The organism is Pseudomonas sp. GW822-FHT05A08 (assembly GCF_058800485.1).
In genome coordinates this window covers 2,099,566-2,117,600 of the sequence record NZ_CM179511.1, presented here as the reverse complement: position 1 = coordinate 2,117,600, position 18,035 = coordinate 2,099,566, and the positions used below count along the sequence as shown (strand labels likewise).

The following is an 18,035-nucleotide window of genomic DNA, read 5'->3' as shown; positions in this document are numbered from 1 at the left end:
TTATGCGGCCTAACGGGTGTTTTCCGGGTGGTCCCACGCCGTCGAGCCTTGATGGAAACGCTGGCTGAAGCGCGAGGAATTGAATATCCGGCGCGCCCAGCCGATCGGTAGCAACACCACAGCGAACATCAACAACGAAAGCAACCTGAGCATGGCCTTGTCTCCTGAATAAAAAGTGAGTGAGCGATCAGTCCAGCGGGATCTCGTTGCGCCAGTCGACCTCTTCGACGAACTCCGGCTGGGTCGTGCGCTCGAGAATGAAGTTGCCCAGTACCAGCACATCCATCTCGGTGCGCATGAAGCAGGCGTAGGCTTCTTCCGGCTTGCACACGATCGGCTCGCCGCGCACGTTGAACGAGGTGTTGACCAGTACCGAGCAGCCGGTGCGCTTCTTGAAACTGCGCAGCAGATGGGTGAACGGCGCGTTGTTTTCTTCGGTCACTGTCTGCACCCGCGCCGACAGGTCGACGTGGGTCACCGCCGGCAGTTGCGAACGGATCGAGTTGATGCTGCCCAGGCCACGCTCAGGGCCACCCGGCTTGCGCGATTCCTCGGTCTTGATCGAGTCGGTGACCTGCGAAACCATCAACATGTACGGACTCTTCTCGCAGATGTCGAAGTAGACCTGGGCGTCCTCGTCCAGCACCGCCGGGGCAAAGGGCCGGAAGGATTCGCGGTACTTGATCTTCAGGTTCATGGTGCGCTGCATCTCGGGATTGCGTGGATCGCCGAGGATCGAGCGCGCGCCCAGGGCTCGCGGGCCGAACTCCATGCGTCCCTGGAACCAGCCGACCACGGCGCCGTCGGCCAGGTGCCGCGCGGTTTCGTCATACAGCTCGGCACCCTCGAAGCGCCGGTATGGATACTGGTTGGCGTCGAGAAACGCCTGGATCTCTTCATCGCCAAAGCCCGGCCCCAACAGGCTGCCGCTCATGGCGTCGAGCTTCTTGCTGCCCAGGTGCGGGCGCCCGGTGCGCTTGACCGAATAATCCATGGCCGCCCCCAGGGCACAACCGGCGTCGCCGGCCGCGGGTTGAATCCAGATCGCGTCGAAACGTCCGGAACGGCTGAGCACGCCGTTGGCCACGCAGTTGAGCGCCACGCCACCGGCCAGGCACAGGTTGCGGTAACCGGTCTGCCGCACGGCCGCGGTGGCCAGCCCCAGCACCACTTCCTCGGTCACCTGCTGTACCGAGGCCGCCAGGTCGCATTCGCGCTGGGTGATCGGGCTCTCCGGCTTGCGCACCGGACCGCCGAACAACTCCTCGAATGCCTCGCCGACCATGCGCTCACCACGCAGGTACTCGAAGTACTTCATGTTCAGGGTGAAGGAGCCGTCGGCGCGGATGTTGATCAATTCCTTGCGGATCTTGTCGGCATAGATCGGCCGGCCGTAAGGCGCCAGGCCCATGAGCTTGTACTCGCCGGAGTCGACCTTGAAGCCGCAGTAATAGGTGAACGCCGAGTAGAACAGGCCGACCGAGTGCGGATAGGAAATCGAGTTCATCAGGTCGAGCTTGGAACCGTCGCCCTTCCAGATCGTGGTCGAATGCCATTCGCCGATGCCGTCGATGCACAGCACCGCCGCCTGCTCGAACGGCGACGGGAAAAACGCCGCCGCGGCATGGGAACGGTGGTGCTGCGAGGCGATGGTGAGCGGACCGGTACCACGCCCCAGTTCCTCGAGCTTCTCGTCGATGAACTTGAGCACATTGAGCTTCCAGCGGATCCATTCCGGCATGGTGCTGATGAAGGTGCGCGCGCCGCTGATACCGCCACTGGCGAAGGAGGAAATCATCCGCGAGAACTTTTCCTGCGGGTCTTCGTAGTAGACCACGGCGGTCAGCTCATCGAGGCCGATACCCTCGGCGTCCAGGCAGTACTTGATGGCATTGGCCGGAAACGCCGCGTCGTGCCGCACCCGCGTGAAGCGCTCTTCCTGGGCCGCCGCCACCGGCACCCCGTCCTTCACCAACGCTGCTGCGCTGTCGTGATAGAACGCCGAAATCCCTAATACGTAAGTAGCCATTTAAACGCTCATCCTCATAGCTTCATGCCAATCCATGGAAATTCCCTGTGTCTGTGCACAGTCCGTCATCCGTGCAACCAACTTGAGACCGGCAGGCTTTTTAATGCCGGAATCAACGACACCACCAACAACACACTCATTGAAATATTGAACAGCCGCAGCCGGTTCGGCTCGCTGAGAAAGCGCCGCAAATAACGTCCGAACAGCACCCAGACCATCGAGCAGGGCGAGCCGAAGAGAAAGAAGATCAAGGCGATCAGCAGGATCTGCGCACTGTAGGAACCGACCGGTGTGGTGTAGGCCAGGACCGCGCCCACCGCCATGATCCAGGCCTTGGGGTTGACCCACTGGAACAGCGCGGCGCCGGTGAAGCCCAGCGGGCGCCCGCCCTGGTCATCGAGATCGACCGTGGGCGCCGTGGCGATCCGATAGGCCAGGTACAGCATGTACAGGGCACCGACCACCTGCAGGATGTCGTGCAGGCTGGGATAACGATGGAATACCGCGCCGGCGCCGAGTCCCACCGCGATCAGCATCAGCGGAAAGCCGATGTTGATGCCCGCAACGTGGCGCAGGGTGCGGCTGATGCCGAAGTTGACCCCGGAGGACATCAGCATCACGTTGTTCGGCCCCGGCGTCACGCAGGTGGAAATCGCGAACAGGATGACGGCGTAGTAGTCCAGATTCTGCATGCCCCAGGCTCCGCTCAACGATAGTCTTCAAGGGTGCCGCGGCGACGAATGTCGACCGACACGCAATGGAAGCCGCCACTGAGGCTGCGGGCATGGCGCATTTTCAGCGGCGCCACATCGATACCGTGTTTTTCCAGGGCGCGAATCAGCGGCACCTGCTGGTCGTTGATCACCGCCAGCGCCGGGTTGACCATGATGAAGTTCATGCCCTGCCAGATCGATGCGCGCGGGTAGGACCAGCAATAGCCGGTGTCGACCATTTCCGGCGCCCAGATGATGTCCCAGTTCTTGAACAGCGCCGGCACCTGGTCCTTGCGGATCCGCTCCGGACACAGCACCACCAGCCCCGGGCGGACCACGGTGATGGTGGTATCCAGGTGCGTGCCGTCGTATACGCCGCTCACCGGGTGCACCCGGTAACGCTCGCCCAGCACCCGCTGCAACCACTGGCAGCCCAGTTCGTTGCCGCTGCGGGAAACCAGATAGAGGATGTCCTCGCCGATGCGGATCACGTTGGCGGCGTCGAAGATCGGCTCGTCATTGGCAATGATCGAGCCGTCCTTGGGGTTGATCCGGTAGGTGCTGTCCAGCAGCTGCGGCTTGGGCGCGGAGATCCAGTTGGAGCCGCTGGCAAAGTATTCGGCCAGGTGCCGGCGATAGGCGAACGGCTCCAGGTAACGGCTGCGCAGCGCCATCGGCGCCTCGATGATGGTCTGGCCGATGGGCAGCAGCACATCCCGTGGGCAATAGTTGTATTCGCCGTCGGTTTTCCAGGCTGGGGTGCCGAATACCGCGCGATGATCAGTGACGTCCGGCCGCCGCACTATGACCCCGTGGGAACGCAGAAAGGCGGCAAAGGCGTCCAGGTCCTCGCTGGCCTCCTCGATGACCTGCTGCGGATAGGGGCCGGATGGAATCTCCTCGATGTAATCGTGCTGCTCGCTGTAGTCCAGGGCGAACAGCCCGCGATCAGGCCGCGGCACCTGTGCGCCCTGGGCGACACCGACGATCATTTCTTCCAGCGGATCCCACTCGTTGTGCACATTGACCAGAGACATGGACACTCCTTGATGTTCAGGCCGTTACGCCCACCGGCGCGGCAGGGACAATAGGTTCGTGATGAAACAGCGCCTGGTCCTCGCCCCGCGTCTTGCTCCGGGGCAGCACCGCACCCGCGGAGCCGATACCCAGGCGCCGCAACCAGGACGTCAGGCGGTCCGGCTGCGGTGCCAGGGACTCGTAGCCGACGCGGACCCGCTGCCAGTGCTCTGCCAGCTCCGCCGGCTTCGACGCGGCGACCTGGCGCATGTAAGCGTCGATGGCGTCCACCGCCCAGGCCGAATGCCCGGTGGAGACGTTATCGATGGTGTTGTGCAGGTCGACGAACGCGGTGCTGAAGCCGTAGTGCCTGAGGAAGCGCCGGGCCGAGCGATAGCTGCCGCCCACCCCCGACAGCTCCATCGCCAGGTTCATGCCGAGGATTTCCGGCATGAAGGTCACCGGCAACTTGCCCAGGCACAGCCAGTAGACCGGCAAGCGGAACGACGCCTCGCGCAGCCGCTCATCCTCGGCGAACTCGCGGGCACCGGTAGGCGCCAGCTCCAGGCCCATCTGGCGCAGGCCGTCGCGGTAGATTTTCGGATGGTTCAACGCATAGGAGCCGTTACCCAGCTCATCCCAATAGGTCTGGAACAGCGCGTAACCGACATGGGACGAGGCCAGCGTCAGGTCGGTGAAACCCTGGAGCCAGGCGCCGTCGATCAGGGTCAGTGGTGCCAGTTGCAGGGTCGAGTCGACGATTTCTTCGCGCGACGGCATGGCCGCCGGGTCGCTTTCTTCGAACTCCTGGCCGTGGCGGTCGTGCTTGTCCAGCAACCATTCGCGCAAGACGCCGACATTCCAGGCTTCAGGCAAAGTGCGTTCGGAGCTTTGCAGCGAGCGCCGCGACTGTTCCAGCCAACGGGTCACATAAGCCTGGGCAAAAGCCTGGGTGCGCGGCGCCAGCGCCCTGCCCTGCAAGACGAAATAGGCCTCGCGCAAGCTCTTGGGCCACTGGCCCTGCTCTGCAATGTTCTCGCCCAGCACCTGCCGAACCACTGCATTGCAAGGGGTTGGCGCTGGTGCTTCGGCAGCTTCCGCACGCTGGATCGGGCCGGACAGGCCATCGATCCACTTGCGGATGACGCTCAGGTCAGCCTCGCTGAAAATCCGGAACATGCGCCCGTTCGGCGCGACCAGTGTATTGACCAGCAGGCTCTTCTCGGCATTGCCCGGCACGATCAGGCGGCTGCGCGAAAGCATTTCCAGCAGCGGCACGGGGTCGACCTGGGCCTCACGCAGCCACTGCGCCAGGCTGCGGCCTTCCATCTTGTAATCCTGGTGATAGACCGCGCCGGCCCGGGCCATGCGCTGGATCATCTTGCCCATCAGGCGCTCGGGCGATACCGCGGCCCGGCAGTGCGCCAGCAATCGTTCGTTGAAGGTTTTCAGGGCCGCGAACAACCATTGGGCGCCCGCCTCCAGTTGCAGGCGGCGAAGGCTGCCCTGGCTGGCGACCTGCTCGCAGACCCACTGGGAGACTTCCAGCGCCGAACTGTCGCCCGCGCTTTCATCCAGCTGGTTCAGGTCGAGCCGGCGGACATCCAGTTGCTGCGCATCCAGCACCGACCACCATGGGCTCAGCCCCAGGGCACGCCAGGCATAATCGATGCCGCACAGGGTGTCGCCAAAGGCATCGCTGCGGCGGCTGACCGCTTGCAGCAATGCAGGTAATTCGAACAGTTCGTCAGGCAAGTCGGGGAGCGTGGAAAGTTCGAACGGCGAAACCGCATAGGCGGTCAGCCCCGACTGTACCAACAGCGATTTGAAGTGATCGGCGCGCGATGCCAGCGGCCGCCCGACGCCCACGTCGTGGGCCAGCAACTCCATGAGCTTGAGCTGCGCGCTGTCCTCGAAGACACCGGGGGCGCTCATGCCTTGCAACCAGCAGCCCAATACCGAGGCCAGTGGCGCCGAGTGCGCCAGCAGCGCCTCGGCGAATTCCCGTTGGTTGCCCAGTTCCGCGGCCTGGCTGGCCAGTTCGCGGTAAGCCCGGGCCTGCTCGTCACGCCAGTGCTCGATCTGTACCCGCAACTCGGCCAGGCCACCCGCACCGGCTTCACCCGGTGCGGCCAGGCCCATCAGTCGCCGAATACTGACATCCCCCAGAAAGCTCTCGGGATTGCTGACTGATCGATAAAACTGGCGCCACATACTGTTTACTTCCCTTCCAGGTTGGAGACCAAGGCAATCCATTGCCGGCCCTCAGTCATCGGCAAGCAATGACGTCGGGTGTCGAGATCAGAACATCGGGTAGATCGAAGAGTCCGGCTTCTTCTTTTTCTTCTTGCCGAACAGGCGTTGGAACAAGCTCTTGATGTAACTCATGGCAGACTCCTTTAAAGAACATCGAGGATGATTTTCGAGACGAAATCGTTCCCCTGGTCGGTGAAGTGAATACGGTCGACGAACAACCACTGTTCAGGCCGCAGGGCCTCGGACAGCAGCGGTGTAATGTTCACGAAACGCACGCCCATCTTCTGTGCGCCTTCGCGCAGGCGGGCGGCATAGGCCTCGCAGACGCTGGGCTGCAGGATGTCGCCATAGACCTCGCTGAAACTGCCGGCGCGATCCAGCTCGGCGAACAGCTGTTCTTCCTCGTCGCACCCCTTTTCCCGGACCCAGCCGGCCAGCGGCTGCAGAATGAAGGTCAGCTTGGCGCCCATGTCGGCCGCCAGTGCGCGCCAGGTATCCAGATGACGCAGGGTCAGGTCGGCGGCGTAGTCGATCTGCTCTTCCATGGTCGGTGGAGGCTCGGGCGTCGGCTCTTCCTGTTCCTTGCCGAGCAAGGCGCGGAACATGCCGCGCTTGGGGGCCTGAGTCTCCGGACGCATGGCGTCGAAGAACTGATTGCAGTTGAAGAAAGCGCCGTGTTCGCCACGGCTGCTGTGTGGCTGGCGGGCCAGCCCCAGGTTGTTGAACCCGGAAAACAGCACGATCTCGTCGACCTTGGGCAGCAAATGACGATAAAGGGTGAAAAGCGTCAGCTCCTGGGTCGAGTTGAAGCTGCGTCCGCCGAAGTTGATCCAGGGTTTGCTGTCCGGATCGTTCTCGGCCAGGCGCGAAGGCAGTGTCCAGGCATCCGAGCTGGCACCGATGCCAAACACGGTCGAGCTGCCGGCCAGCACCCGCACGCTCTTGGCGTGGCGGCTGTTGACCACCGAATACTGTATGCCCAGCAACTCCGAATAGCGGAAGCCCGAGGCATCTGTATTGACCACCTCCGAACGGTGGTCGGTAGGATGGAAGTACATCAAATAAGGCAGCCAGCGAACCTCACCACCGTCGGTGAATTTCTGCTCGTACTCAGCCATCTGCGGAGTCAGTTTGATCCTTGCCGTCATTACCCTGCTCTTCCTTGAGAAGTCATCGTCTAAAGTAGCCTGAGGGGGAAGCCCGTTCGGGGGGACTCTGAATTGCGCCGCAACTGTATTTAAGAACAACCAGTACAGCGCGATGCGGGCCATCTTCCCAAAGGCAACCACTGTCTTATAGGTACACGCCGGATGATTTTTCTCAGTACAGATTGCCTTTTCGCCCTGAAAAATTTTCAAAAAAAGTGAAATCTGTAACTTTTTATACGACAGATGAGTCGCTACAGTCCCCCGCATGACTCGATACCTGAATCTCGCCGAATACATCAGCAGCCGCATTGAGCAGGGGTTATACGGACCGGGGGAGCGTCTGCCTTCGGTGCGGGCCCTGAGCCTCGAGCACGGCGTCAGCCTCACCACCGTGCAACAGGCCTATCGGGTTCTGGAAAGCTCGGGACTGGCTATTCCCAAGCCCAAGTCGGGCTATTTCGTCCCAGCCGGCCGGCGCTTGCCGGAGCTGCCAAAGATGGGACGGCCGTCGTTGCGGCCTGTGGATATCTCCCAGTGGGACCTGGTGCAGGAGCTGATGCGCCAGGAGCAGAACGCCAATGCCATTCAACTGGGTTGCGGCATGCCCGACACCACCGCGCCGACCCTCAAGCCGCTGCTGACCGCCCTGGCGCGGATCAGCCGGCGCAGCGACAGCCCTAGCCTGCAATACAACCACCTGCAAGGTGTGCTGAGCCTGCGCGAGCAGATTGCCCGCCTCGGCGTCGATTCCGGTTGCCGCCTGACGCCTGCGGAAATCGTCGTCACCAGCGGCTGCCAGGAAGCCCTGTCCATCGCCATCCGCGCCCTGTGCGAACCCGGCGACATCGTGGCCATCGCCTCCCCCTGCTTCCACGGCATCATCCAGTTGCTCAAGGCCGCCGGCCTCAAGGCCCTGGAGATTCCCACCGACCCGGTCACCGGCATCAGCCTGGAAGCCATGGAAATGGCCCTGGAACAATGGCCGATCAAGGCCATCCAGCTCACGCCCAATTGCAACAACCCGCTGGGCTACATCATGCCGGACGATCGCAAGCGCGCGATGATCCGCCTGGCCCAGCGCTACGACGTGCCGATCATCGAAGACGATATCTATGGCGACCTGGCGTTCCGCTACCCGCGGCCGCGCACACTGAAGTCATTCGACGACGACGGGCGCGTGCTGCTGTGCAGTTCGTTCTCGAAAACCCTGGCGCCAGGACTGAGGATCGGCTGGATCGCCCCGGGACGTTACCTGCCGCAAGTGCTGCACATGAAATACGTCGGCTCCGGCACCACCGCTACCCAGCCACAGCTGGCGGTGGCCGAATTCATTGCCAAGGGTCACTACCTGCCGCACCTGCGGCGGATGCGCAAACAGTACCAGCGCCATCGCGACCTGATGACCGAGTGGGTCAGCCGCTATCTGCCGGAAGGCACCCGGGTCAGCAAACCCCAGGGCGGGTTCACCTTGTGGGTGGAGCTGCCGGACGAGTTCGACACCTACACCCTGAACCGGCTGCTGGAAGCCGAGGACATCCAGATCGCCAACGGCAATATCTTTTCCGCGGCCGGCAAGTACCGCAATTGCCTCAGGCTGAACTTTGCCGGCGTGCCCAACCGCAAGATTGAACAGGCGATCAACAAGATCGGCCTGGCGGTCGCGCAACTGCTCCCCGCCTGACACCCCTCGCACCTGCCCCTCGCCACCGCGGCGAGGGGCAGGTGCGAATCAGGCCCTGGCCGCGCGCCACAGCTTGCCGCCCAGCGACACCACGACCAGTACCGCGGCGCCGGCGATGATGCCGGCCACGGCATTGAGCAGCGTCGGCATGATCAGCGAAAACCCGCCAACCGCCTCGGCCATGTGCGCGGTGACAGTCTCGATCCAGTGATGCGCCGCCGGCACGCCATGGGTCAGGATGCCGCCGCCGACCATGAACATGGCCGCGGTGCCGATCACCGAGAGGCTTTTCATCATGTAGGGCGCCGCGCGCAGGATCGCGCCACCGATGCTTTTCGCCACCTGGCCCGGCTTCTGCGTCAGCCACAGGCCAAGGTCGTCGAGCTTGACGATGCCGCCCACCAGGCCATACACGCCGACGGTCATGACGATGGCGATGCCCGAAAGCACCACCACCTGCTGCATCAACGGTGCGTCGGCGACGGTGCCCAGGGTAATGGCGATGATCTCGGCCGAGAGAATGAAGTCGGTACGGATCGCGCCCTTGATCTTGGTCTTCTCGAAGGCCACCAGATCGGTGGCCGGGTCCGCCACGGCTTCGATCAGTTGCTGGTGCTCGGCCTGATCCTCGGCCTTGCTGTGGAGAAACTTGTGGGCGAGCTTTTCAAAGCCCTCGAAGCACAGATAGGCACCGCCGAGCATCAGCAGCGGTATCACCAGCCAGGGCGCGAAGGCACTGATGGCCAGTGCCGCGGGTACCAGGATCAGCTTGTTCAGGAACGAGCCCTTGGCCACCGCCCAGACCACCGGCAACTCACGCTCGGCGCGCACCCCGGAGACCTGCTGGGCATTGAGCGCGAGGTCGTCCCCCAGCACCCCGGCGGTCTTCTTCGCCGCCATCTTGGTCATCAGCGCCACGTCGTCGAGTACCGCGGCAATATCGTCGATCAGCACCAGCAAACTGCTTCCGGCCATGGATCAGGGTTCCTTGAGGTGATAAATGCTGCGAAGCATAACGCGCAACGAGGGCCGCCGGGGCATTCTTGAGCCTCGCGCAAGGCCGGTGCTACCATGCGCAACCGCCCGAACAGGCAAGGAATCACCTGGTTTATGAGCACCATCCGCGAGCGCAACAAAGAACTGATCCTGCGTGCCGCCAGTGAAGAGTTTGCCGACAAAGGCTTCGCTGCGACCAAAACCAGCGATATCGCGGCCAAGGCAGGATTGCCCAAACCCAACGTCTACTACTACTTCAAATCCAAGGAAAACCTCTACCGCGAGGTCCTGGAAAGCATCATCGAGCCGATCCTCCAGGCTTCGACCCCGTTCAACGCCGACGGCGTGCCCAGTGAAGTGCTGAGCGGCTACATCCGCTCGAAGATTCGCATCTCCCGCGACCTGCCCTTCGCCTCCAAGGTGTTCGCCAGCGAGATCATGCACGGCGCTCCGCACCTGAGCCCGGACCAGGTCGAACAACTCAACGCCCAGGCCAAGCACAACATCGATTGCATCCAGACCTGGATCGATCGTGGCCAGATCGCGCCCATCGACCCGCACCACCTGATGTTCAGCATCTGGGCCGCGACCCAGACCTACGCCGACTTCGACTGGCAGATCTCGGTGGTGACCGGCAAGGCCAAGCTGGACGAGTCCGATTACGAAGCCGCCGCCCAGACCATCATCCGCCTGGTGCTCAAGGGCTGCGAAACGGACAAGTAAGCCAGCCCTTGTAGCCGCTGCCGCAGGCTGCGATAAGGCCGAAGGCCTTCAGCGATCTTCAGATCTTGCGCACCCGTTGTGTGCGATCGCAGCCTGCGGCAGCGGCTACACGGCTACAGATCAGGCGCTCACGCCCGCATCCGCCTGCAAGCCCTGCGCCTCGATGGCGCTGATCGCGCATTGCTCGTCGATGTCCGAGGTGTCGCCGCTGATGCCGATCGCCCCCACCACCGCCCCCTGCCGATCACGAATCAATACCCCACCCGGTGCCGGCACCACGCTGCCCTGCCCCAGGCTGTTGAGCGCGGCAATGAACGCCGGCCGCTGCTGCGCATCCAGCGCCAGCAGGCGCGAGCCCTTGCCCAGGGCGATCGCGCCCCAGGCCTTGCCGATGGCGATCTGTGGCCGCAGCAAGCTGGCCCCGTCTTCGCGCTGCAAGGTCACCAGATGCCCGCCGGCGTCGAGTACCGCGATGGTCAAGGGTGCCGCGCTGATCTCGCGGCCGAAGGCCAGGGCCTTGCCGGCCAGGCTGACTGCAACGTTCAAGGTTAAAGCGCTCATGGGTGCCGTCCTTATTTTGTTATTGGGAAAAATCCGGGAGTTCCGATAAGAAGATCGATACAACAAATAGAACACAACAAATTTTGTTTTTGTATACAATAATTTTCGTAAATCCCTGCTTCCGACGAAAAGCCGCCTGTTTACCGGCACCGGACGAACGCACCCCAGCGCTAGAGAAAATGGATTGACCTGCGACGCTCGCCGTGAATACACTCTGCGCAAAGCCACTTGTATACAATTACAAAACGTAAGAGGCACAAAACCATGAGCAAAATGAGAGCAATCGAAGCCGCCGTTCTGGTGATGCGCCGTGAAGGGGTCGATACCGCCTTTGGCATCCCGGGTGCCGCCATCAACCCGCTGTACTCCGCCCTGCAAAAGGTCGGCGGCATCGATCACGTCCTCGCTCGCCACGTCGAAGGCGCCTCGCACATGGCCGAGGGTTACACCCGCACCAAGGCCGGCAATATCGGCGTGTGCATCGGTACTTCCGGCCCTGCCGGCACCGACATGGTCACCGGCCTGTACAGCGCCTCGGCCGACTCGATCCCGATTCTCTGCATCACCGGCCAGGCCCCGCGTGCCCGCCTGCACAAGGAAGACTTCCAGGCCGTCGACATCACCAGCATCGTCAAGCCGGTGACCAAGTGGGCGACCACCGTCCTGGAACCCGGCCAGGTGCCCTACGCCTTCCAGAAAGCCTTTTATGAAATGCGCTCCGGCCGCCCCGGCCCGGTGCTGATCGACCTGCCGTTCGACGTGCAGATGGCCGAGATCGAATTCGACATCGACGCCTACCAGCCGCTGCCGCTAGCCAAGCCTTCGGCGACCCGGGTCCAGGTCGAAAAAGCCCTGGCCCTGCTGGATCAGGCCGAGCGTCCGCTGCTGGTCGCCGGTGGCGGCATCATCAATGCCGATGCCAGTGAGCTACTGGTGGAGTTCGCCGAGCTGACCGGCATCCCGGTCATTCCGACCCTGATGGGCTGGGGCAGCATCCCCGACGATCACCCGCAGATGGTCGGCATGGTCGGCCTGCAGACCTCCCACCGCTACGGCAACGCCACCCTGCTCAAGTCTGATGTGGTCCTGGGCATCGGCAACCGCTGGGCCAACCGCCACACCGGTTCGGTGGACGTCTACACCGAGGGCCGCAAATTCATCCACGTGGACATCGAGCCGACCCAGATCGGCCGGGTGTTCACCCCGGACCTGGGCATCGTCTCCGACGCCAGCTCGGCGCTGACCGTGTTCATCGAAGTCGCTCGCGAATGGCAGGCCGCCGGCAAGCTGAAGAACCGCAATGCCTGGCTGCAGGATTGCCAGCAGCGCAAATCGAGCCTGCAACGCAAGACCCACTTCGACAACATGCCGGTCAAGCCACAGCGCGTGTATGAAGAGATGAACCAGGTGTTCGGCAAGGACACCTGCTACGTCAGCACCATCGGCCTGTCGCAGATTGCCGGCGCGCAGTTCCTGCACGTGTACAAGCCACGCCACTGGATCAACTGCGGCCAGGCCGGCCCGCTGGGCTGGACCATTCCGGCGGCGCTGGGGGTGGTCAAGGCCGATCCATCGCGCAAAGTAGTGGCGCTGTCCGGCGACTACGACTTCCAGTTCATGATCGAAGAACTGGCCGTGGGCGCGCAGTTCAAGCTGCCATACATCCATGTGGTGGTGAACAACTCCTACCTGGGCCTGATCCGCCAGGCACAGCGCGGTTTCGACATGGACTACTGCGTGCAGCTGTCCTTCGACAACCTCAATGCCCCGGAACTCAACGGCTATGGCGTGGACCACGTCGCGGTCGCCGAGGGCCTGGGTTGCAAGGCGCTGCGGGTATTCGAGCCGTCGGGCATCCAGCCGGCCCTGCGCCAGGCCCAGGAAATGCTCGAACAGTTCAAGGTGCCGGTGATCGTCGAGATCATCCTGGAGCGTGTCACCAACATCTCCATGGGCACCGAAATCAACGCGGTCAACGAATTCGAAGACCTGGCGCTGGTCGGCAACGACGCCCCGACCGCGATTTCCCTGCTCGACTGACCCCCTATGTAGCCGCTGCCGAAGGCTGCGATCGCATCCGCAGGATGCGCAAGATCTCAGGATCGTCGAAGGACTTCGGCCTTATCGCAGCCTGCGGCAGCGGCTACAGGGATTGATACCTCTACAGGAGACCACCATGCCGCGTTTTGCCGCCAACCTGTCCATGCTGTTCACCGAACAGGACTTCCTCGCCCGCTTCAAGGCCGCCGCCGAGGCTGGCTTCAGTGGTGTCGAATACCTGTTCCCCTACGAATTCAGCTCCGCCGAGATCAAGGCGCAACTCGACGCCCACGGCCTGACCCAAGTGCTGTTCAACCTTCCCGCGGGCGATTGGGTGAAAGGCGAGCGCGGCATCGCCTGCCTGCCGGACCGGGTCGAAGAGTTCCGCGCCGGGGTCGACCTGGCCATCGCCTACGCCCAGGTGCTGGGCAACACCCAGATCAACTGCCTGGCTGGCATTCGTCCGCAAGGTTTCGACGATGCCACGGTGGAAAAGACCTTCGTCGCCAACCTCAAGTACGCCGCCGAAAAACTCCAGGCCGCGGGCATCAAGCTGATGATGGAAGCGATCAACACCCGCGACATTCCGGGCTTCTACCTGAACAACACGGCCCAGGCCCTGTCGATTCGCGAACAGGTCGGCAGCAGCAACCTGTACCTGCAATACGACATCTACCACATGCAAATCATGGAGGGCGATCTGGCCCGGACCCTGTCCGGGCACCTGGACGCGATCAACCATGTCCAGCTGGCGGACAACCCGGGGCGTCACGAACCGGGGACCGGCGAGATCAACTACCGCTTCCTGTTCGGGCACCTGGACAAGATCGGCTACCAGGGCTGGGTCGGCTGCGAATACAAGCCGCTGACCACCACCGAGGCGGGCCTGGGCTGGCTCAAGAGCCACAACGCAATCTGATCGGCAACCGCGTCATCGTTTATCGCTGTAGGAGCGAGCTTGCTCGCTCCTACAGAGGGCGTGCTACCTAACAAAAAGAGGATTTTCTCATGGCTAAAATCGGATTCATCGGCACCGGCATCATGGGCCACCCAATGGCCTCCAACCTGCAGAAAGCCGGTCACAGTCTGTTCCTGTCCCAGCACCACGACGCGGCCCCGGCCGACCTGGTCGCCGCCGGCGCAGTCGCCCTGGCCAGCCCCAGGGAAGTGGCCCAGGAAGCCGAATTCATCATCGTCATGGTCCCGGATACCCCGCAGGTCGACGACGTGCTGTTCCGCGCCGACGGCGTGGCGGCGGGCGTCGGCCCGGGCAAGGTGGTGATCGACATGAGCTCGATCTCGCCGACCGCGACCAAGGCCTTTGCCGCCAGGATCAACGAGAAAGGCGCGCAGTACCTGGATGCCCCGGTATCCGGCGGTGAAGTCGGCGCCAAGGCGGCGACCCTGAGCATCATGGTCGGCGGCGACAGCCAGGCCTTCGAGCGCGCCCTGCCGCTGTTCCAGGCCATGGGCAAGAACATCACCCTGGTCGGCGGCAACGGCGACGGCCAGACCGCCAAGGTGGCGAACCAGATCATCGTCGCCCTGAACATCCAGGCGGTGGCCGAGGCCCTGCTGTTCGCCGCGAAAAACGGCGCCGATCCGGCCAAGGTGCGCGAGGCGCTGATGGGTGGCTTCGCCTCCTCGAAGATCCTCGAGGTGCACGGCGAGCGCATGATCAAGGGCACCTTCGACCCGGGCTTCCGTATCAGCCTGCACCAGAAGGACCTGAACCTGGCCCTGCAAGGCGCCAAGGAGTTGAACATCAACCTGCCGAACACCGCCAACGCCCAGCAAGTGTTCAGCACCTGCGCGGCCATCGGCGGCAGCAACTGGGACCACTCGGCGCTGATCAAGGGCCTGGAACACATGGCCAACTTCTCGATCCGCGACCAGTAAGAGAACGCCAGGAAATCCCCTGTAGCCGCTGCCGAAGGCTGCGATCGCCTGCGCAGCAGGCGTGCACTTGCACATCGCAGGAAGGTTCTTCGAACCTTATCGCAGCCTTCGGCAGCGGCTACAGGCTGCGTTACAGCCACACCTCGAATAACAAGAAATCCGGGAGCCCGCCATGTCGGTCGATCCGCAACAATTCCTCCGTGAGCTGTTCGCCACAGCCATCGACGCCGCCCACCCGCAGCACGTCCTCGAAGCCCACTTGCCCAGCGACCGCAGCGGCCGGGTGATCGTCATCGGTGCCGGCAAGGCCGCCGCGGCCATGGCCCAGGTGGTCGAACGCTGCTGGTTGGGTGAAGTCAGCGGGCTGGTCGTCACCCGCTACGGCCACGGCGCGCCCTGCGAAAAAATCGAAGTGGTCGAAGCCGCCCATCCGGTGCCCGATGCCGCCGGCCTGGCCGTGGCCAAGCGCGTGCTGGAGCTGGTCAGCGACCTCTCGGAACAGGACCGGGTGATCTTCCTCCTGTCCGGCGGCGGTTCCGCGCTGCTGGCCCTGCCCGCCGCGGGCATCAGCCTGGCGGACAAGCAGTCGATCAACAAAGCCCTGCTCAAGTCCGGCGCCACCATCGGCGAGATGAACTGTGTGCGCAAACACCTCTCGGCGATCAAGGGCGGCCGCCTGGCCAAGGCCTGCTGGCCGGCCACCGTCTACACCTACGCGATTTCCGATGTACCGGGCGACCTGGCCACGGTCATCGCTTCCGGCCCCACCGTGGCCGACCCCAGCACCTCGGCCGAGGCCCTGGCGATCCTCAAGCGCTATGCCATCGAGGTCCCGGCGGCGGTGCGCACCTGGCTGCAAAGCCCGGAGTCGGAAACCGTCAAGCCCGGCGACCCGAGCCTGGCCCGCAGTCACTTCCAGCTGATCGCCCGGCCGCAGCAGTCGCTGGAGGCCGCCGCGGTGAAAGCCCGCCAGGCCGGTTTCAGCCCGCTGATCCTCGGCGACCTGGAAGGCGAGTCCCGCGAGGTGGCCAAGGTCCACGCCGGCATCGCCCGCCAGGTGGTGCTGCATGGCCAGCCGCTGGCGGCGCCCTGCGTGATCCTGTCCGGCGGCGAAACCACGGTCACCGTGCGCGGCAATGGCCGCGGCGGGCGTAATGCCGAGTTCCTCCTGAGCCTCACCGACAGCCTCAAGGGCCTGCCCGGCGTCTACGCCCTGGCCGGCGATACCGACGGCATCGACGGCTCCGAAGACAACGCTGGCGCGATCATGGCCCCGGACAGCCATGCCCGCGCCGCCGCCCTGGGCCTGAGTGCCAGCGACGAGCTGGACAACAACAACGGCTATGGCTACTTCGCGGCCCTGGATGGGTTGATCGTCACCGAGCCGACCCGCACCAACGTCAACGACTTCCGCGCCATCCTGATCCTCGAGAGCCCAAAACATGACGCCTGACAAAAAGGTCAAAATCCTCGCCACCCTCGGCCCGGCCATCGACGGCATCGACGATATCCGCGAGCTGGTGCAGGCCGGGGTGAATATCTTTCGCCTCAATTTCAGCCACGGTGACCACGCCGATCACGCCCAGCGTTACCAGTGGATCCGCGAAGTCGAAAAACAGCTGAACTACCCGCTGGGCATCCTCATGGACCTACAAGGCCCGAAACTGCGGGTCGGCACGTTCGCCGAAGGCAAGGTCCAGCTGCACCGTGGCCAGGCCCTGCGCCTGGACCTGGACAGCACCCCGGGCGACCAGCGCCGGGTCAACCTGCCCCACCCGGAAATCCTCAAAGCCCTGGAGCCGGGCATGGACCTGCTGCTGGACGATGGCAAGCTGCGCCTGCGGGTCACCGCCAAGCACGCCGACGCCATCGACACCACGGTGCTCAACGGTGGCGAGCTGTCGGACCGCAAGGGCGTCAACGTCCCGCAGGCGCTGCTCGACCTCAGCCCGCTGACCGCCAAGGATCGCCGCGACCTGGAATTCGGCCTGGAACTGGGGGTGGACTGGGTCGCCCTGTCGTTCGTGCAGCGCCCCGAGGACATTCGCGAAGCCCGCGCGCTGATCGGCGACAAGGCGTTCCTGATGGCCAAGATCGAGAAACCCTCGGCGGTCACCCAACTGCGCGAGATCGCCGAACTGAGCGACGCCATCATGGTGGCCCGTGGCGACCTGGGCGTCGAAGTGCCGGCCGAAAGCGTGCCGCAGATCCAGAAGAACATCATCGGCACCTGCCGCCAGCTGGGTAAACCGGTGGTGGTGGCCACGCAGATGCTCGAATCCATGCGCTTCTCCCCTGCCCCGACCCGGGCCGAGGTCACGGATGTGGCCAACGCGGTGGCCGAAGGCGCCGACGCGGTGATGCTCTCGGCGGAAACCGCCTCCGGCGAATACCCACTGGAAGCGGTGCAGATGATGAGCAAGATCATCCGCCAGGTGGAAAGCGGCCCGGACTACCAGGCCCAGCTCGACGTCAGCCGGCCCCAGGCCGAAGCCACGGTGTCCGATGCCATCAGCTGCGCGATCCGCCGTATCAGCAGCATCCTGCCGGTGGCGGTGCTGGTGAACTACAGCGAGTCCGGCAGCTCCAGCCTGCGCGCGGCCCGGGAACGGCCGACGGTGCCGATCCTCAACCTGACGCCGAACCTGTCCACCGCGCGGCGCCTGACGGTGGCCTGGGGCGTGCACTCGGTGGTCAACGACCGCCTGCGCCAGGTCGACGAGGTCTGCTCCACCGCCCTGGAGATCGCCCAGGCGCAAGGCATGGCCAAACGTGGCGACACCCTGTTAATCACCGCCGGCGTGCCGTTCGGCCAGCCGGGCTCGACCAACTCGCTGCGCATCGAAACCCTGATCTGAGCATGTAGCCGCTGCCGAGCCTGCGAGGCTGCGCTCGAAAACGCAGTCTTCGCCAGGCCCGAGCACTGGACTTGCCTGTGGAACACGGCATTGCCTGATTGACGGCCGCTACGC

Annotated in this window: 15 protein-coding genes; 7 read left to right on the top strand and 8 right to left on the bottom strand. The window is 63.7% G+C overall.

Features of this window, described 5'->3' with window-relative positions:
• Positions 1–9 precede the first annotated feature (9 nt).
• The 6 genes from AC3RCP_RS09595 to AC3RCP_RS09570 form a co-directional block, all read right to left on the bottom strand.
• On the bottom strand, positions 10–153 hold the full coding sequence (locus AC3RCP_RS09595; protein WP_007931463.1) for a hypothetical protein: 144 nt from the start codon (positions 151–153) through the stop codon (positions 10–12).
• Between the two features lie 34 nt (positions 154–187).
• Positions 188–2,029 (bottom strand): carbamoyltransferase family protein, encoded by a 1,842-nt coding sequence (locus AC3RCP_RS09590; protein WP_007931462.1) that lies wholly within the window; start codon positions 2,027–2,029, stop codon positions 188–190.
• Between the two features lie 65 nt (positions 2,030–2,094).
• Positions 2,095–2,721 carry a LysE family translocator gene (locus tag AC3RCP_RS09585; RefSeq protein ID WP_007931461.1) on the bottom strand — a complete coding sequence of 209 codons (627 nt, stop codon included), beginning with the start codon at positions 2,719–2,721 and terminating at the stop codon, positions 2,095–2,097.
• A 14-nt stretch (positions 2,722–2,735) separates the two neighbouring features.
• Positions 2,736–3,779 carry an inosamine-phosphate amidinotransferase gene (locus tag AC3RCP_RS09580; protein WP_007931460.1) on the bottom strand — a complete coding sequence of 348 codons (1,044 nt, stop codon included), beginning with the start codon at positions 3,777–3,779 and terminating at the stop codon, positions 2,736–2,738.
• A gap of 16 nt (positions 3,780–3,795) precedes the next feature.
• A complete protein-coding gene (locus AC3RCP_RS09575; protein WP_492569721.1) occupies positions 3,796–5,973 on the bottom strand; it encodes an iron-containing redox enzyme family protein in 2,178 nt (725 codons plus the stop codon).
• A gap of 185 nt (positions 5,974–6,158) precedes the next feature.
• Complete coding sequence (locus tag AC3RCP_RS09570; RefSeq protein WP_007931458.1) at positions 6,159–7,163, bottom strand: SGNH/GDSL hydrolase family protein; 1,005 nt, start codon at positions 7,161–7,163, stop codon at positions 6,159–6,161.
• A gap of 265 nt (positions 7,164–7,428) precedes the next feature.
• Between AC3RCP_RS09570 and AC3RCP_RS09565 the strand changes: the two genes are divergently transcribed.
• Positions 7,429–8,844 (top strand): aminotransferase-like domain-containing protein, encoded by a 1,416-nt coding sequence (locus tag AC3RCP_RS09565; protein WP_007931457.1) that lies wholly within the window; start codon positions 7,429–7,431, stop codon positions 8,842–8,844.
• 48 nt (positions 8,845–8,892) lie between these two features.
• Here the strand turns inward: AC3RCP_RS09565 and AC3RCP_RS09560 are convergent, their stop codons facing one another.
• Positions 8,893–9,819, bottom strand: coding sequence for a DUF808 domain-containing protein (locus AC3RCP_RS09560; RefSeq protein WP_492569719.1), 927 nt, complete (start codon positions 9,817–9,819; stop codon positions 8,893–8,895).
• A 135-nt stretch (positions 9,820–9,954) separates the two neighbouring features.
• Between AC3RCP_RS09560 and AC3RCP_RS09555 the strand changes: the two genes are divergently transcribed.
• Complete coding sequence (locus AC3RCP_RS09555; RefSeq protein ID WP_007931453.1) at positions 9,955–10,563, top strand: TetR/AcrR family transcriptional regulator; 609 nt, start codon at positions 9,955–9,957, stop codon at positions 10,561–10,563.
• 120 nt (positions 10,564–10,683) lie between these two features.
• Here AC3RCP_RS09555 and AC3RCP_RS09550 read toward each other — a convergent pair whose 3' ends face one another.
• Positions 10,684–11,124, bottom strand: a complete 441-nt coding sequence (locus AC3RCP_RS09550; protein ID WP_101337187.1) for a GlcG/HbpS family heme-binding protein — start codon at positions 11,122–11,124, stop codon at positions 10,684–10,686.
• 264 nt (positions 11,125–11,388) lie between these two features.
• Between AC3RCP_RS09550 and gcl the strand changes: the two genes are divergently transcribed.
• The 5 genes from gcl (at position 11,389) to pyk (ending at position 17,921) form a co-directional block, all read left to right on the top strand.
• Positions 11,389–13,164, top strand: a complete 1,776-nt coding sequence (gene gcl / locus AC3RCP_RS09545; protein WP_492569718.1) for a glyoxylate carboligase — start codon at positions 11,389–11,391, stop codon at positions 13,162–13,164.
• A gap of 136 nt (positions 13,165–13,300) precedes the next feature.
• Positions 13,301–14,083 carry a hydroxypyruvate isomerase gene (gene hyi / locus AC3RCP_RS09540; RefSeq protein ID WP_492569716.1) on the top strand — a complete coding sequence of 261 codons (783 nt, stop codon included), beginning with the start codon at positions 13,301–13,303 and terminating at the stop codon, positions 14,081–14,083.
• Between the two features lie 89 nt (positions 14,084–14,172).
• Complete coding sequence (locus AC3RCP_RS09535; RefSeq protein WP_007922096.1) at positions 14,173–15,063, top strand: 2-hydroxy-3-oxopropionate reductase; 891 nt, start codon at positions 14,173–14,175, stop codon at positions 15,061–15,063.
• A 172-nt stretch (positions 15,064–15,235) separates the two neighbouring features.
• Positions 15,236–16,516 carry a glycerate kinase type-2 family protein gene (locus AC3RCP_RS09530; RefSeq protein ID WP_007922094.1) on the top strand — a complete coding sequence of 427 codons (1,281 nt, stop codon included), beginning with the start codon at positions 15,236–15,238 and terminating at the stop codon, positions 16,514–16,516.
• Positions 16,506–17,921 (top strand): pyruvate kinase, encoded by a 1,416-nt coding sequence (gene pyk / locus AC3RCP_RS09525; protein ID WP_101337185.1) that lies wholly within the window; start codon positions 16,506–16,508, stop codon positions 17,919–17,921. Before AC3RCP_RS09530 ends, pyk begins: the two co-directional genes overlap by 11 nt.
• The last annotated feature ends 114 nt before the right edge of the window (positions 17,922–18,035 follow it).